Origin of the sequence: Aquimarina sp. MMG015 (genome assembly GCF_018100855.1) — a bacterium.
In the GTDB taxonomy this organism is placed as follows: Bacteria; Bacteroidota; Bacteroidia; order Flavobacteriales; family Flavobacteriaceae; genus Aquimarina; species Aquimarina latercula.
In genome coordinates this window covers 96,564-114,393 of record NZ_JAGJEB010000003.1, presented here as the reverse complement: position 1 = coordinate 114,393, position 17,830 = coordinate 96,564, and the positions used below count along the sequence as shown (strand labels likewise).

The 17,830-nt window shown below is 31.9% G+C and carries 15 protein-coding genes; all 15 read right to left on the bottom strand.

Annotated elements, in window-relative coordinates; genetic code table 11:
* Positions 1-9: 9 nt before the first annotated feature.
* Positions 10-1,314, bottom strand: a complete 1,305-nt coding sequence (locus J8L88_RS07240) for a hypothetical protein (protein ID WP_211060382.1) — start codon at positions 1,312-1,314, stop codon at positions 10-12.
* Positions 1,315-1,353: 39 nt separating this feature from the next.
* Complete coding sequence (locus tag J8L88_RS07235) at positions 1,354-2,238, bottom strand: methyltransferase domain-containing protein (RefSeq protein ID WP_027395306.1); 885 nt, start codon at positions 2,236-2,238, stop codon at positions 1,354-1,356.
* A gap of 491 nt (positions 2,239-2,729) precedes the next feature.
* Positions 2,730-4,100 (bottom strand): cytochrome-c peroxidase, encoded by a 1,371-nt coding sequence (locus J8L88_RS07230; protein ID WP_027395307.1) that lies wholly within the window; start codon positions 4,098-4,100, stop codon positions 2,730-2,732.
* 176 nt (positions 4,101-4,276) lie between these two features.
* Positions 4,277-5,659, bottom strand: a complete 1,383-nt coding sequence (locus J8L88_RS07225) for a cytochrome-c peroxidase (RefSeq protein ID WP_211060381.1) — start codon at positions 5,657-5,659, stop codon at positions 4,277-4,279.
* A gap of 136 nt (positions 5,660-5,795) precedes the next feature.
* Positions 5,796-6,050 carry a hypothetical protein gene (locus tag J8L88_RS07220; RefSeq protein ID WP_155839768.1) on the bottom strand — a complete coding sequence of 85 codons (255 nt, stop codon included), beginning with the start codon at positions 6,048-6,050 and terminating at the stop codon, positions 5,796-5,798.
* A 53-nt stretch (positions 6,051-6,103) separates the two neighbouring features.
* Positions 6,104-7,006, bottom strand: a complete 903-nt coding sequence (locus tag J8L88_RS07215) for a hypothetical protein (protein WP_118387456.1) — start codon at positions 7,004-7,006, stop codon at positions 6,104-6,106.
* Positions 7,007-7,171: 165 nt separating this feature from the next.
* A complete protein-coding gene (locus tag J8L88_RS07210; protein WP_051336317.1) occupies positions 7,172-7,918 on the bottom strand; it encodes a DUF547 domain-containing protein in 747 nt (248 codons plus the stop codon).
* Positions 7,919-8,136: 218 nt separating this feature from the next.
* Positions 8,137-8,685: a 3'-5' exonuclease gene (locus J8L88_RS07205; protein ID WP_211060380.1), complete on the bottom strand. Its 549-nt coding sequence runs from the start codon at positions 8,683-8,685 to the stop codon at positions 8,137-8,139.
* Between the two features lie 62 nt (positions 8,686-8,747).
* The gene (locus J8L88_RS07200; RefSeq protein ID WP_211060379.1) at positions 8,748-9,296 is read right to left on the bottom strand and encodes a hypothetical protein; all 549 of its coding nucleotides are present in this window, start codon (positions 9,294-9,296) and stop codon (positions 8,748-8,750) included.
* A 107-nt stretch (positions 9,297-9,403) separates the two neighbouring features.
* On the bottom strand, positions 9,404-9,949 hold the full coding sequence (locus tag J8L88_RS07195; RefSeq protein ID WP_027395313.1) for a hypothetical protein: 546 nt from the start codon (positions 9,947-9,949) through the stop codon (positions 9,404-9,406).
* 4 nt (positions 9,950-9,953) lie between these two features.
* Positions 9,954-10,649, bottom strand: a complete 696-nt coding sequence (prfH, locus tag J8L88_RS07190) for a peptide chain release factor H (protein WP_211060378.1) — start codon at positions 10,647-10,649, stop codon at positions 9,954-9,956.
* A 57-nt stretch (positions 10,650-10,706) separates the two neighbouring features.
* Positions 10,707-12,098: an RtcB family protein gene (locus J8L88_RS07185; RefSeq protein ID WP_211060377.1), complete on the bottom strand. Its 1,392-nt coding sequence runs from the start codon at positions 12,096-12,098 to the stop codon at positions 10,707-10,709.
* Positions 12,083-12,772, bottom strand: a complete 690-nt coding sequence (locus J8L88_RS07180) for a hypothetical protein (RefSeq protein WP_027395316.1) — start codon at positions 12,770-12,772, stop codon at positions 12,083-12,085. Before J8L88_RS07180 ends, J8L88_RS07185 begins: the two co-directional genes overlap by 16 nt.
* 868 nt (positions 12,773-13,640) lie before the next feature.
* On the bottom strand, positions 13,641-16,775 hold the full coding sequence (locus J8L88_RS07175; protein WP_211060376.1) for a TonB-dependent receptor: 3,135 nt from the start codon (positions 16,773-16,775) through the stop codon (positions 13,641-13,643).
* A 165-nt stretch (positions 16,776-16,940) separates the two neighbouring features.
* Positions 16,941-17,630: a DUF2064 domain-containing protein gene (locus J8L88_RS07170; RefSeq protein ID WP_211060375.1), complete on the bottom strand. Its 690-nt coding sequence runs from the start codon at positions 17,628-17,630 to the stop codon at positions 16,941-16,943.
* Positions 17,631-17,830 lie beyond the last annotated feature (200 nt).

Sequence of the window (17,830 nt, the reverse complement as noted above, 5' to 3'; positions counted from 1 at the left end):
AAAACTGTTTTATATTAGACCTACTCCATTATGTTCTTCTAACATTTTTGAGTATTCTAATATTTCTTTCTTAATACCTTTATATGTAGTTTCTTGATATAGTCTTTTTAGTTCATCCTTCCCTTTTTGATCATATTGAAAAGCTAAGGTGTATATGCATAGTTTTCCCAAAGATTGAGAGGTTTCTCCTAACCTGAGAGCATTGGCATTGGAAAAAGAACGGGTTGTAATTTTCAGAAGGTGGGGGATTGCATTTTTTTTATTATTAAAAGTTGCGATTGATAAAATCATACTTTTTAAAATACTTATATTTTCTTTTTTTATGTATTGACAATTATATCGAATTTCTCTTCCGGTATTGTATGTTACTTTTTCAACTCTAAGATTGCTCATTTTAGGCTTGAAAATTGAGGCTTTTTTTATAAAGTTTATCACTTGTTTCTTATAGGTATCTTTTCCAATAATATCAATATATTTTTCAACTAAAACAAGTAACTTAAATGGGTTATAAAATTCTTTATTAGTCTCGAAAATTTTGAATATTATGCAATAAGCATCTTGTTCTTTTTGATTACTATTTTTTAGAAATTTATTTATGTAATCAGCAAAAGGATCTGAGACTAACAAAAATAAAGGGTGGTTTTCGTCTTTATCAGTGGTATATGTATGTAATATTTTCTGTATTGTATTTCTAGCAGTTTTGTAATAAGAATAGAAGTGATTGTTAAACCTTGGACTTTTTAGAAATATTTTTAGATAATTATAAAACTCTTCACTGATATCATCCTTTTTAGATTTTGCTCGTAACCTAGAGGTTATAGAACCTATTGTAACATAAGTAGGATATTCTACCCAAAGGTTCATAAAATATTTAAAATCATTTTCCTTAAAATGCAAGTTAGATCTTAATAAGAGGTTTAATATTTCATTTAGATATTGACTTTTTAATTTATGGACAGAGGCTTCAGGAGTTGTTTCTAACTTAATAATTTCATTAGATATCCAATAAAGAAAATCCCTTTTAAAAGAAACCTGTTGTTCCGATAAAAATTTATAAGATTTTAAGCTTGTAAATTTTGGTGCCCAATAGTTATATCTATTGATTTTAAATTTTTCTGTAGCTTCTTTAAAAATAGTATCTGATAAAGCAGAAAAGCTATCTTTAAAGAAAGGAGTAGTATCTACATTTATAGTATTTTCTTCTTGCTTACTTTTTTTATTACTAGAGTTATTAGTTATATCTTCTAATTCTTTTTTAGTAATCTCAAACTTAGATTCCTTAATCCCAAAAAGAAAAGAAAGAATTTTACCCATAATTATTATTTAAACTATTCAATAAAGTTTGGATAAATTTTATGATAATACACAACTAATATCATCCAAAGAAGAACCATAATCAAAACTAAAATCTATATGGACCAAATCTCCTGCTTTTACTTCTTGAGTATTGGTGGTTTTTAATACCGTTGGAGGCATTAAACTATCAGTTCCTGTAAAATTAGAACCTTCCGTTACTTCTACATATGATTCTAAGTACAACGCATTTATAGTTCCGGAGAATAAAACTGGAACAGAAAAACTAAGTTTTACACCTTGTTTTTTTTCTTTTAATAATTCAATTTCGTTAACCAAAAACTGCTGAGTTAAAAACATAGGTTGATGTCTAGTAAAGTTAACCGGGTAATGATGCACATCCGAGTCGATCTCAGCTTCGCATAACCTTGCAAAATTTACAATTCGATTCGGAAACAATTTCCCTCCAGGTTTTAAGAAATCTCTCATATGCTGAAAAATCTGTACCTGAAATTCATTAGCACAGTAAATACTCATTAACTCACCAACAACAAAATCTACTTTTTCAGGTAAATCTACAGTTAGCGCATCAGCATAGATTACTTCTACTTTATCCGCCCAAGGATATTTGGCAATTTCTTTATTGATAAAAGGAATCAGATCAGGATTGTTTTCAATTAGATATGCTTTTTTTACAAAAGGCATGTATAGTTTAGTAAGTGGTAATGTTCCTACACCTATCTCGCAAACTATAGCGTCTTTAAAATTATTATTAAGCTGAAAAGCTTTATGAAAAGCATCTACTCGCTGTTTGTCAGTTTCCATAATCTTATAATAGATTTCTGGAAAACCAAAATGAGATTCATCAAAAGTTTGCGCTTTTAGTAAGCTATATTTTAATGCATCGTAATTATCAATTACCTCCTCAAATAATTTGTCTTTCATTCCTTTAATGATTGTTTTTAGTAAATATAGTAATTAGTGATCTAAAGATATGAATAGCTGGAAAACATAAAAATGAAAAAACTTTAAAAAAACTAAAAAATAGGGGTAGGGTGTTCTTCTATAGATTCGTTCTATTAATATGATCGAATTACTTAACGTAAAATTCATAATTCCGAATGCAAATAGAATACATTTATTGGGAATGAATATTTGTTTATAAACTGATCACCAATTAATAAATTTTGATTTAGATGAAAAGGGGACGTTTTTTCTAAAAAAATATATTGGTGATCAGTATTCGGATATTATATAGTTGATAGTAAAATAATGTTACTAACCGAATAAGAAAAATCATGCAAAGCTCATTGTACAATTTGTGTTAGGCTATTTTATTTGGGAAATAGTCTTCAATGAGCTGGAGCATGATATAAAAATGACGATTGCGTGAAATGTTCAGTGTTGTTTTTTAAAAAATGATAAAAATAAATTTTCTATTCACAGCCAAGATCTATTCTTGACACCACATCATTATTAGGAGAACAATTTCCGGAGTTTATTGTATCTGGTACATATCTCATTAGGTTTGGATCTCTAAGTCCATTCTCTATAAATAAAACCAAGTTATTTATTTGATTTTCTGTTAAACTCTGAACATTTGTAAATAATCTGTGTAACCTCTCTTCAGGTACTTCAATGTTTTCTGGAACTCCCTTAAGCTTATACTCTACAATATCCCTAACGGAAGTAAAAGTTCCTCCATGGCCAAAAACGCCATTGTCTATGAGGTTGTATAGCGTAGGAGTTTTGAACTTATAATAATCTCTTGGTTTATTTGTAAACCCTCCTCTTCCTCTTTTTACATTAGGAAAATTAGTGTCATCCTGTACCAAAGCACTATCAGTATCATCAAAATCTCCCATGCCAAGTGCATAAAAGTTTTTGTCATTTAGCGCTGGTCCGTTATGACATTTAAAACATTTTGCTTTTCCAAAGAACATTTTTGCACCTCTTTTTTCTTTATTTGTTAACGCGTTGTAATCTCCTTTAAGCCATTTTTGCCAAGGAGATTGATTAGGAAGTACGGTTCTTTCATATGCTGCAATAGCTAATCCAGCTGTTTCTCTTGTATAGCGTTCTTCTTTTAGGATTTCCGGAAATGCTTTGTTAAACATCTTTTTGTAATTGAAGTCTTTGGCAAATTTTTTATTCACTAACAATCTATGAACATCCTGTCCTTTTAAAGCTTGTACTTCTACACCTTGAAACCCCAAAGCATTCTCTGGTATACCGGTCCAATTAGCTTCGGTTCCTTCATTTGTTCCTGTCCCGCCAAACTGCCCATTCCAGAGCATTACATCTTGATAGGCTACATTTAGTATGGTAGGAGAACGTATGGGTTGTATATCGATATCATTGGTGGGAATAATCGAATTAAAGCTTCGATTTTCGCCCTTTGATCCAAATCCTACTCCTCCTTCTCCAATACCTTGTCTAACGCCCGCACTAAAACCTGCAGCAGCATGATGGCATGAAGCACAGGAATACGTGAATAAATTCGATGCTGTTTTTGGATTTCCACCTGTGGCAGTTTCATGAAATAGAAGTTTTCCTAAAGCGACCTTTTCCGAAGTAATAGGGTTTAAAGGGTCTTGTGGGATGTTTTCGTAATTGTCACTATCAGGGAGGATAAAAAAAGAAACTCCTTCGCCATCTGTTACACTATCTAGTTTAGTTAAAAGTTTTATATCTAGTTCAGAAGGACTGGTTGTTGTTTTAATGATAGATTCATTTATTGGGAAGTATTCATCTTTTTCACAAGAAAAGAAAATGAGGACAATTATAAAAAAAACTATTTTTTTCATTTGCAATGAGTTCAAATTATATTGTTAGTGATAAACGGATAATTATTAAGGATAATCATGATAAGCTCATTGATGTATGTTTTAAGCAATCTATTCGGGGAAATAGTTATCAATGAGCTGTAGCATGATGTAAAATAATATTATGTTTTGGTATTTAATTTTTTCAAGAAAATTTTCTAATCGCATCCAAGATCTACTCTTGAAGCTATATCATTATTAGGGAAACAATTTCCAGAATTTATAGATTGAGGTACATATCTCGTAAGATTGGGATCTCTTAAGCTATTTTCAATGAATGATACGAGATTATCTATTTCAGTTTTATTTAGTTTGATATCACCAAATTGTGTTGCAAGATTCTCTGATGGAACTTCATTGCTTTGAGGGACACCATCAATTTTATACTCAACAACTTCCTTTATAGAGGTAAAAGTTCCTCCATGTCCGTAAATACCATTATCCGTTAGATTATATAAAGTAGGGGTTTTAAATTTATAGTTATCCGCAGCAACTTTTGTAAAACCACCTCTTCCTTTTTTAACATCTTCGAAATTTACATTTGCGAGAACAAACGCATCACTTGTATTATCAAAATCTCCCATACCAAAGGCATAGAAATTTTTATCATTTAGTGCTGGTCCAGTATGACATTGATAACATTTTCCATCACCAAAGAATGCCTTTGCACCTTTTTTCTCATCATTAGATAAAGCACTGTAGTTTCCTTTAAGCCACTCTTGCCAAGGAGATTGATTCGGTAATACGGTTCTTTCGTATGCGGCGATAGCCAGTGCTGCATTTGTAGTAGTATATCTTTCATTTACTGGAGAACCAGGGAAGGCATCATCAAACATTTGTTGATATCCAAAATTAGAAACAAAATTATCGTCTACTAATAATCGATGTACTCCTTGTCCTTTTATGGCTTGAACCTCAACACCTTCAAAACCAATAAAATTTTCAGGAATATTTGTCCAATTTGCTTCGGTACCAAGATTTGTTCCAGAACCTCCGAATTGCCCATTCCATAACATGATATCTTGATATGCAACATTTAATACAGTTGGTGACTTAATAGGTTGAATATCGGAATCACTTACTGCAATATTAGGATCAAAAGTTCTTCCTTCTCCACTAATTCCAAAACCTATTCCTGCTTCTCCAATCCCTTGTCTAATACCAGCAGTAAAACCTGCGGCAGCATGATGACAAGATGCGCATGAATATGTAAATAAATTAGAAGCAGTTGTAGGATTTCCTCCAGTGGCGGTTTCATGAAATAGAAGCTTTCCTAAAGCTACTTTTTCAGGAGTTATTGGGTTTAATGGGTCTTGAGGAATATTATTAAATTGATTACTATCAGGAAGTATAAAATAAGCTGCTCCAATCCCCCCAGAAATGATTTCTAATTGATCTAAGACTTGTTTGTCTAATCCAGTTGGCCCTAAAGGTGCTTTAGAAAATGATGTTTGATCTACTTCTTTGTCTAGTAATATATAATCATCCTTTTCACAGGAAAATAGTCCCAAAATAAGGATAAGTAAGTATATCTTTTTCATGAAAATAAGTTTAAATTAAAATGTTATATTTTTTCGTTTTATATCTTGAATAATCATTTTGAGAAATAATTTTCTAGTTGCAATAAAAATTTATTCTTGATATAAGAGCTTTAGTCAAGAAAGAGTATTTATTTTTTTATGGAGTAGAGATATCAATTGATACATTGATATCTCTTAAGCTATTTCCTTTAAATGGTACAAGATTGATTATTTCAGTTTTAGTTGGTTCTATATAATTAAAACGTTCTTCAAGATTTTCTGCTAGCATTTCAGTATTTTGAGATACATTATCAGTTTTGTACTCAATTATTTCTTTTTCTAGTAATATAAAATCATCTTTTTCACAAGAAATCAAGGTCATAAGGGCAATAAGTAGGGGTATTTTTTTCACGGGGTAAATTTTTATTAATAGGTTATTTTAAGATAAATTAATTGTATATGGGTTTACTCTGCTTTGTATACTAATCCTAGAGAGAAACCTGAAGCTCGATCGTAGTTTTTTCCACTCATATTAGTTGTGTATCCAGAAGATATCCCTATACTTTGTTTATATATTGGGACATAGAGGTTAAGATAAAAATTAGTGTAATCTACTTCTGTTTCTGGTAATGCAGCAGCTCCACCAGCAGCAGCAAACTCGGGCGTTCCTATATCTAATCCATCTAATGAATTCTGAGTTCCAACTTTTGCATGTGCATAAAACCATTTGTTATAGTATCCAAGTTTAGCACTAAAAAGAGTAGCGTTTGGAATTTCAAAATCTGAATTATTTCTTAAACTATATGCAGCCTGTAATTCGACAAAAAGATTGGAAGGGGTACTAAGTTGAATAAAACCACAACCATCTACAGCAGTCGCACCATTGCCTAAAGAAAGTATCCCAGCCTCTTCATACCCTCCTACAGGAACAGAAACGCCAGCAGCGCCTCCAATTGCTACTTTTGCAGCATCCAGATTTTTTTCTAGAACTTTTGCTTTTAAGAAAAGACTTAAATCTTGTATTCCATTTACCTCATCGGTTTGGGACACAGGATCTAAAACTCCTGTTTCATTTTGAGTAGAAATATAAGGTAGCGTTACCGTAGTAGATAACCAATTAAGTATGCCATATTCACCATATACACTTATAACAGTTGATGAGATTTCTCCCATATTCATCGGGTTTGAGTTGGTTTGATCACTACCACGAAAAAAATTGTCATAACTTTTATAGGAATAAGAGGAAGCTAAAGTAAAATCGTTTTTTTGTGGAAAAAATCCATTTATAATAGTTTGTGCAGATACCGATGAAAAAAACATTAAACAACATATTACTGTTGTCATTTTAAGGTTGGTAATGTTAATCATAATTAGGTGTATTTAGGTTTTAAAAGTGATTACATATTTGGTATAAAGTGATAGTATCTAAAACTCTTATCTTGTTCTAAAGATGAGTAAGTTGGATACTACCTAAAGTACTATATGAATATTGTTTTTGGCTAAAAAGGATAAAAATTTGATAAATTAAAGAGGCTAATTGTTGCTTGTTATTGGAGTCTTTTTGTCATTTTTATTAAGGCTCCAATCATAGGTAACATACTTTTTAGTTATTTGCTTATCAATAGTAATGGTTGAATATTCATTTATAAAATCAATTACATCCATATGATTACTGGCAAAATCATCTTCGTACCATTCGAATAATTGAGAGATTCTAACTGTTTTAGAATTAATTTGATTTCTCTGTGGATCATTGATAAATTCTCGGGTTCTTTCCTCTAAGGCATAATCTATATTACTACTAGTGTATGCTCTATTCCATAACCTTGGCGAAGACATAGATCCACAATTAAGTAAAAAATGAATTCTAGGATCTCCAAATTTTCTTAAGATACTATGTTCAATGTCATCTAAACTATATCGAACATCTTTTGATTTAAATGCTTTACGTTTCCATGGATTTTCTATTTGATTTATGGATGCTATAGGATATTCATCAATAATCATTTTCATAACAGTAGCATTGTAGACATTGAGCCAGTAGGCTAATTTTTCTTCTTTACTCCAATGATCTTCTGGAGAAATGTTTTGTAGATATCTAAAGTATTTATAAAATACTAATACGTCATTTGTAACACCATCATAGTCAACCAAACCTTCGTCGGTAACGTTAAGAACCAGAATCTGATCCCATGCATTATGATCTACAATTTCTTGTGAATTAATGTTGAAAAATGACAATAAAATTAAAAAAAATAAAGGGGTTTTAAGAGCTTTCATCTTGAAGTTATTTTAGGGGTTTTTTTGTTAGTAGTTAGATAAGTTACCTAAAAATTGGGCTAAAAACAGGTTTTTAATGTAAAAATTCGACGAAATACACGTAATTTCTTACAATTTATTGTAAGGTTGTAACTACATTACTGTAAAACCATTAACATAACTTTATAAAAATTTAACAATTTGTATTTTTTTGAATTTTCCCCGGACATAATTTAGCCCTAATTTTGACTTATACACCAGTCCAAAATTTTAGCTATGTTTCTGGCATCATCAATTCCTCTATGATGGGTTCCTTCTAAAGAGATATTTAAGATCTCTAATGCTCCATTCATTCCAACTTTTTTTCGAAGGCCTCTAGTTTTAGTAAAAAGCTCTTTTACATTGATATGATTTTGAGATAATGGATATTCTATTTCTCTAAAACTACATTGTTTTTTCATCATATTTAAATCATATTGACCATAACTTGCCCAAGTATGTTGGTGTCCCTGATATTTATTTCTTACAATTTCACAAGCCTCAATAAATGATATACCTTCTTTATTTAATAGGTCCTGCGTAATCGTAGTTAATTCTGTGCAGAAAGGACTTACTTCGGATCGTTCTGGTTTGATGAGTATTCCATCATTTTTAGAAATCTCTCCAGTTTCTGTATTCAATAAACAGATACCTATCTCTATGATCTCATGTATTTGTCCTTTTGGTATTGGACCATTCCAGCATGTCGCTTCCAGGTCAATGATTATGATTGTATTTATTGTTTTCATTTTAGTCTTTATAATTATGGACCTCACAGTCTGCTGTTACAGATGGTAAGGTCCGGTTGTTTTTAATTTTTCGGAATTGTTACTAATTCTTCTCTATCTAAAGGGTCAATGTTTTGATCCAATAATTTGATTACTGATTGTACTGCCCAGCATTTGTCACTAGAATGAATATTAGAATATAACCCAAGTAGATAAGAAGGTTCCACAATACTCCATCCTTTTGCCATACGATTAGGAATATTAGATTTTACAAAAAAGTCAATTGTGACTCTCACGGATTTTTCATCTTCTGTAAGTATAGTTTTTTCGTATCTTCTAAAATTCTCATCACTTGGTAATTGATCATATCGCGTCCATACCTTTTGGAAATTATTTTCCAGTAATATGTTCATTACCTCGGCAACATTTTTTGGATCAACAAAAAGATCAATATCCTTATGATCGTGTGCATGTTTATATTCTGTGTGGTTTAATGGCGATAGAAAATGCCAGGCCCAACCTCCAGATAATATCACTACATCTTTGAGAGATACTAATATTTCTAATGCATATTGGATTCTATAGCTAGGCCATAGTTCTCCATATCTTTTTTTGTTATGTGGAGCTCCCATATTTCTTTTTTATTTTTTGTCATCACGCTGTAGCCCAGGATCCATTGTTATTTGATAAGGTAATTCCTTATTTGGATTCCAACCTACTCGCGAATGACAGATGATTATTATTTCTTTTTCTTCTTCGCTTTTTTAGAAGATGTATTGGTCTTTTTACCTTTTTTTTTCTTCTTTTTAGGCATTTTGTCTTTTATCCTTTTTTCTTCACCTTCGATATCACTCATGAAATAATTGTTATAGGTATATTCTTTGGCAATTTCAAGAGAGACAAGTGCTTCTTTGTACATTTCTTGCTGTTCAAAAAGAATTCCTTTTTTAAGGTATAGAAGTGCCTTGTCTGTACCTTTTAAGGTTACCGCAAAATCAATAAGTTTTTCTGCTTCATTATAATCTTCGTTCCATAGCAAGACATTGATATATTTAGGATATACATCTAATGCATACATATCTTCTGCCAGTGCTTGTTGGTAATACTCTTTTGCGGTTTCATAATTTTTAAGGTTTTCAGCATAAATCTGCCCCATTAAACAAAGCGCCATTGGATTTTTTTCATCATATGACAACGCATAGTTCAATGATTCTACAGCTTCTTCTAAGTTATATGGATATGCATCCAATGCCTGAAATAGATATTTGTCTAGTAAATTCCCCATGATCTTAATTTTTTAGTTCGTTGCGCAAATCTTTTTTTAATTGTTGTCGATTCGACGCATACGATTGTTTCTTATGTTTTTTCTTAAAATCAGTACCCTTAAATATTCTGATTGGGTTACCCCGCTGTATATTCAAGTGATTTTCCCATTGGTCGCTTAGCGACTGTTGTAATTTGGAAAGCTGACTTTGATGTACTTTTTCTTTTAATCGTTCTATAGCGGTTTTTTTATTTTGATGTTGCGATCTGCTATCCATGACTACTACTTGATCTCCTGTAGGATGATAGGTAGCACGTACTGCAGAATTTACTTTGTTTACATTTTGGCCGCCAGGACCTGAACTGCGCATTGCCTGAAAAGAAATGTCTTTTTCTTTAATAGCTATGGTTTGTTCCTGTTTTACTTCATACATCCCGATAAACCAATTTTTCCTTTTATGATGCTTCCGGAATTTAGAGGTCCCAATCCATTGAATGGTTCCTATCCACGACGCTATAAAAAGGTCTAGTTCTTTTCCTTTTACTTGTATTGTTGCAGATTGTAAGGTTCCATTTTCAAAACCTTTTTCTCTTTGTAGTATGCTGTATGTATATCCGCTATTTTTAATGTCTTCAAGAAATAGTTTTAATACTTGCGCTACTACCCAGCAACATTCTGCGGGTCCTCGTCCAGCGGTTATTTGAATTATTTTAGTTTTCATTTTTATATTCTTTTTTAAGCATTGAGGAGTTTTTGATTCATTAAACTCCTCAATATCTTACTTATCCATTCGCACGATTTTTGGTGTAAATGTTCCAACTACCTCAACCAACTCTTGTTGATTCGCCATTACTTTAGTAATATCCTTGTACGCCATAGGTGCTTCATCAATTCCTCCACCAATTAATGTAACATCATTTGCTTTCAATTCTTTTTTGATATCACTCTTGGTAAATCTCTCTTTACACTTTCTTCTAGAATGTAATCTTCCAGCACCGTGTGATGCAGATTGCAAACTTTCTGGGTTCCCTAATCCTCTCACTATAAATCCTGGAGCTGTCATAGATCCCGGAATAATTCCTAGCTCACCTTTTGCAGCAGGAGTAGCTCCTTTTCTATGCACGATGCACTCCTCGCCATTTACTTCTTGTTTCCAAGCAAAATTGTGATGATTTTCAATTTTTGCAACAGGTCGTGATCCTAATAATTTTCCGATTCTGGCATGAATATCATCGTGACATGCTTGCGCATAATCTCCAGCAAGATTCATTGCTAACCAATATTCCTGACCATCATGCGTATTTAGATCTAGCCAAGCTAATTGTTGTACGTGTTTTGGCAATGGACATTGTTTGGTTGCTAAATAAGTATAGTGTTTTGCAATATTGGCTCCCAATCCTCTGGAACCACTATGTGATAGCACACCTATATATGTACCTACATCTAATCCCCATTCATTTTCTGTATCTGTAATAGCTACAGTTCCAAATTCTACAAAATGATTACCACCACCAGATGTTCCCAATTGTTTATATGCTTTGTCCTTCAATCTTTTTACTAGAGGTATGTTCTTAAACTCTTCTCTTTCAAAGATCTCATGATCATGCTTTATTTTATGGGTTTCATACATCCCGAATTTGGTATGCTCAGACAATATGTTTTCCAATTGATGCTTTTTCCCTTTTAAATAGGAGATAGCAATCGGATAAATTGTTAGACACATTCTACATCCGATATCTACCCCAACACCGTATGGAATCACGGCATTTTTTGTGGCAAGCACTCCGCCAATAGGCAAACCATATCCACTATGTGCATCTGGCATTAAAGCTCCCGCAACTGCTACTGGTAACTTGAGTGCATCATACAATTGGTATTTTGCTTGCTCATCGATTTCATTTTCGCCATAAATCTGAAATGGTGATCTGGTAGTTTTTAAAGCCTGCTTTTTTACTTCCACTGGCTTTAGTAAACTCTCAGCAATCTTGCCCCATACGCCATCACCTTGATAGGCTTCTGGATTTGATAATACCTTTTTAGCTTCTATTAATATGTGTTCTTTTTTTACTCTTTTTTGATATCGATTAATCTGACCCAACGTCACATTAATACTATTGTTTTTTGGAAAGCCTAATTTGATTAAGTCTTTTCCGCTTAATTTCTTTCCCATGATATTTCTTCTTTTATAATTTCTTGGATCTTATGTTTTTTAAGACCCCTTAATTTGCTATTCGTTTTGAGCTTTTCTTTTCTTCCTTTTGAAATCTGCCAATAATCTTTCCAGTTGTATTGTTTTTGTACCTCCTCGAAGTATCCATTTTTTAACAACCTTTGGTCTAGTAATGCATCTTCACTTTCCAGTTTTGGATCTATTCGTTTGCTATGTGTTACATAAGCTTTCGTAAATTTGATCCTATATGTACCTTTCGGTAGATTGACATAAAACCGAAGTTTTAATCTCTTTTCCTTAGTATAATACCTGAAGGGAACACACATTCTTTGTGCACCATCACTAAGCTTATTAAAGGACCTACGACTTATGGTTGGCAATTCTTTGTTAATTAAATATTTTGAAGTTTCTTGAAGCCATTTTTTATCAGCTTCTTCTTTGGTTCTTCCCCAAAATGATTTTTCTAACTTTTTGTGTAATTCTTCAATGTATTTTTGATTTTTATATTTTTCTACATTTTTGGTAATTACAGATTCTTTAAACCAACCATGACGAATAGGTTTTTCTAATTTTATATACCCTAGATTTCGTTGTTCTTCCCAGATTTTACGCTGCCTTTTTTGAATACGACGAATCTCTTTTTGTCTTTGGCTTTTAATATGTGCCGGTTTCATTAGACATTTTTATTTAATTCATAATTGTCTTAATAATGATTCCAGCATACCTTTTGGTATCTGAAACCCTAACTGTTTTGGTTATAAAATTTCATTTGATTATTGTTTAGGTTAATGTTTGTTTATTTTGTTTTTCGGAAAGAATTATTCATAACAACACTTCAGTGGTACTGTATTAAACTCGTTGAAAGAGTCCAATCCAAGAATTGAATATGTTTTAAGTTATTGAAAGTAAAAAGTCCGAAACTTTTTCAGGCTTCGGACTTTAAATCAAACTGATAGGATCAGTTTATGAATTATAGAAGTCTCGAAGCATACGCATAAAAGAACCTGGTTCTCTTAGTGTATATGTATATATGTTTTTAAATGTCATATTACTTCGGTTATTAATAGTTATTATTTTTGTTGCTGTATTGCGGTGCAAATATGAAATCTATTTTTTAAGTATGCAAATTATTTTTTAATTTAATTTATTGACTATCAGTAATTTGTGTTTATTTTTAGGCAAAAGGATTCCTGTTCGTTTAGTAACGAATATTGATCTATTTGCTAATTAACTGTAGTTCTTATGAGTATCGTTCAAACAACATTTTATTGAATGTTCATAGTTTCTAAAAAATAATACATAAAAAAAGCGTCCATTTTTTTTGGACGCCCTTTAGAATATATATATCTCTAGTTTTTTATCTATGCTTTCGATTCGAAAACAGCTTTACAGCGTCCTTTTTTATGTGTAAAAAATAGATTCATAGATATTTTAAACTTGTTTTTTTGTTCTTATTTATATTGCAAATATCAGTTTATTCTTAAATAAGTTCCAAATTTTAGGAATAATTCATTTTGATTCTGAATAAGATAAGTAAGATTTCTAGAAACCATATTTAATCCCAATTTGTGCTCTCCATCTAGAATTTTGTAAATCTATGTTCCAAGGTTGCTCATCTGGATCGACATTAAATTGATATTGCGGTTGTTCATTTTCTATTCCAACAAAATTGAGTAAACTAAAACTTGAATTAACTACATTAGGTACAAATACTAAACGTCCCCAATCACGATTGATAAAGTTAAATACATTTAACATATCTAAAGATACTGTGATACTATGTCCATTTTTTAGTTGTTTTCCATATTGCAACTTCATATCTAATTCGTGATTCCAAGGAGTTTTGGCTCCATTTCTTTCTACATAATTACCTCTTCTGCTTCTTAAATAAGAATTGTTCTCGATATAGTTGTTTAATTGTTGCCATTGTTCATTTGCTGAGCTCGTAACAATGCCATTATTATCTACAATATCTACTAGTTGTATTTCTGATTGGTCTCTAGGTACATATATGAGATCATTTCTAGAGGAACCATCTCGATTAGTATCTCCTTGGTATACAAAGGAATAAGGGCTTCCAGAACGACCATTATATAAAAATGAAATAGATGCAGTATTGGTTTTTCCAAAATTAATATCGTAAGAGTGTGTGGATATTATCTTATGTCTTAGATCAAAATTAGAAAAAGAAATAGCAGGTTCATTCCCGAAAATAGCCTGATTCCACTCGAAGTTGGCTGCAGGAGAACTTCTTACAGTACTGGAAATATCTTTACTTTTACCATAGGTATATCCAACAGTTCCTCTATAATTTCCTATTCTTTTAGAAACATTTGCGGTTATATTGTAACGGTATCCTTTATCTGTATTGGTTAATAGGAATACATTGGTAAAATTTTGATTAATTTTTATATCCTCACCTGTTTGCAGAAAATAAGGACGATTGTCTGCACCAGCAAAATTCCCAAGTTCATTTCTGCGATTGATGGATTGAAAAAATAATCCATTTAATACTTCGGTATACGTTCCTTCGAGATTTACATTCCATTGATGAGGTAATTTTGCTTCAAAAGCTACATTAGTTTTCCATTCTCTAGGTAATGTAAAATCATTATCAATTAAATTAATTTCGGTAAGATTAGGTTGTACACTGCGCAAATCTGCCAGATTCTCGGTAAGTGGAGTAGCATCTGTGGGACGTAAGTCGATGTTAAAATATTCTGTTCCAGATATATATTCTACATAAGCAAACCATAAATATGGGATTCTACCGGAAAATAGTCCAGTACCTCCACGTAATCTATATCTATTATTAGTATCTAATGAATAATTGAATCCTAATCGAGGATTAAATTGAGGTGCATTGGAAATTTTGTTATCAAACTGACTAAATTCTGGTGTGTTCAATACTTCTTGACTTATCGGTAAGTCACTTGGTAAGAATTGAGCGTCGAGTCGAATACCTGCGGTAACAGAAAATCGGTTAGAAATTCTGAATTGATCTTGTAGATAAAGCGCTGTTTCTATAACCGAAACGGTTGCGGATGGTCGGCTAGTTACAAAATCAAAATCATTATTGTTAATATTGTAGACGCCACGCACTCGACTAGGGCTATCATCTAAAAAATCTTGTACAGATCGGTACTCCCAACGCCCATTCCAAGCAGATAAAAACCCATAATCTACGTCATGAAACTGCGCTAATCCGCCTGCGGTAATTGTATGTTTTTGTGAAGTGTACGATATTTTATCGGCTAATTGCAGTGTAGAGAAATCAGTGCTATACACGGAAGCTTCTCTATAGGTTCCGGCAAATATGCGATTACTAGAATTAGAAGCTATCTGGATATGTGGAAATACACGTCCATCAAAATCTCTGTCTTCTTTTACCGTATTGTATCCTAATGTAAGTTGATTCGTAATTCCATTAGTAAGATTGGATTTTAACTCCAATGCTAAGCTATTGGCAATACTGTTATGTCGATATCCTTGATTCCCAAAGTTAAATATAGAAGAGCTCCATTCTAAATTATCAGCAAAACTGTTTACATAGTTATTACGTACTGTAATTTTATGCTGACCTGATAGATTATAATCTAATCGAGCAAATATTTTGGTACTTGCAGTTTTAATAGAAGCGTTGGTAAAAGAACCTGGATCATAATTGTATTCAGAAATTAGACGGTCAGCAATTAATTGTACATCTTCTGAAGAAATATTAGAGGTTGCACTACCAGGAGCATTTAATACAGGATTGTCAGAAAGTGCCTGTTCCACATTTACATAATAAAATAATTTATCTTTTATAATCGGTCCTCCGATTCCACCTCCAAACTGAACATCATAGAAGTTAGCACTTTCTTGCTTGATACCATCTGCATAGTTACCTAATAAAAGCTGATTGTTTCCGTATCCATATACTTCTGCTTTTGTCGTATTTGTCCCATTTTTAGTTACTAAATTAATGCTAGCACCGCTAAAATTTCCGATACTTACATCAAACGGAGCTAGTTTTACGGAAAGCTCTTTTACTGCACCTAATCCAATTGGTTGGGTTCTAGAGAGACTTCCTGGGGTTCCGTTGGCAGAGGATCCTGCCGCTCCACTTGCAGGTTCCTGAAAACCGATCACATCATTATTGGCAATACCATCGATATTAAGATTGTTAAAACGATTACTAGCACCACCAAAAGAATTAAGGTTATTTTCTGTTAGATTTTTAGTAAGATCCTGAATACTTCTGTTGATAGTTGGAGTGGTTCTAAGTTCTCGTTTTCCTAGTAAGGTTTCATTACCGTTTTTTTGACTTTTAGAAGAACCTGTTACTACAACAGTTTCTAAGGATACACTATCCTCAGACATCACAAAGTTTTTAATAGTGGTATTTCCCAATTGAATCCTAACATTTTCTTCTATGACGGTCTGAAAGCCAACATATGAAATTTGTAACTTATAAGTGTTAGATGGAGATAGGTTGGTGATATTATAAAAACCATTTTCTTCTGAAATAGTTCCGTATTTGTAATTGGTAGAAACATCAATACATTGAATAGTTGCAAATGGTATTGGGTTATTTTCGGTATCGGTAAGTGTTCCCTGAAGTGTTCCTGTGGTTTCTTGAGAAATGATTAGATAAGGTGTAAAAAAAATAAAAATGACTTTAAGAAAGAGTTTCATGTATTATAATATAATTGAGCGTATCATTAACCACATAGTAAGACGTTTATCGAAACGTTTAAGATTACTTAGACGCATCAATACACGATATCATCCATAGGTTGATTAGTGTTTTTTTAATAAAATAAGAGGATATGATGTCTAAAAAAACATCTTTTTTACATATTAGTAGATAAGATGCGGAGACCCTTTATTATAATATATTTTTAATGAAATATGTAATAGGAGTATTTGTCCGGAAGAAGTTGTTTTTTCCCTTTTTTGAAATATTCTTTGTAATACACTTCGTAATTTTTTTAATAAAAATGGAAGTGTTTTGTATACGTTTATAATATCCGAAAAATGATCCAAATCATATAAAAAGTCTAATTGAGAAAAAGACGTATTATAGGACTCTAGATAGGTGTATAATTCCTTTCTTACGTTAGCAGTATTCCAAGAAAATTGAGCAAATTCTTTTTTATGAAAAGTCTCTTTATGAATTCCTAAAAGATAGAAACCTCCATCATAAGAAGGACCAATCGCAGTGTGTCCTTTTTGTATAGTCTCAACTGCTTTTAGTAAATGTAGATTATTCAGGTTTGGAGTATCATTCCCTACCGTGATTACCGCATGATACCCTTTATTATAAATATCACTGATTGCATTCGAAAAGCGTTCTCCAAAACCAGTACCGGATTGTTGTTGTTCGTTATATACAAAATAATCTAATCCTGTTTTTTTGACTAAAGTAATCGTTCTAGAAGTAAGATCTGATTGTAATGAACTATTCTTTAGAAAAGGTTTTCTTTTAATTTCCTCTTCTTGCGAAAGTGCAAAAACTAGAATTGCAATATTTTTTTTATTACAGGTCAAAAAGGTGCTTTAAGGTATTAATTGTCATACTCAGTCAAGATAAAGAAATAAAACTTACAAAAGAATGTGGATTATTTTTTTAATGTATTTCTTTTATGAGTTACCTAAATCGTAAAAGTAATTCCCTAAATGAAAAGGTCATCTCACTCGATATGTATTGAGAATCGTCATTCAACTAGATACTTTTGAAAAAAAACAAT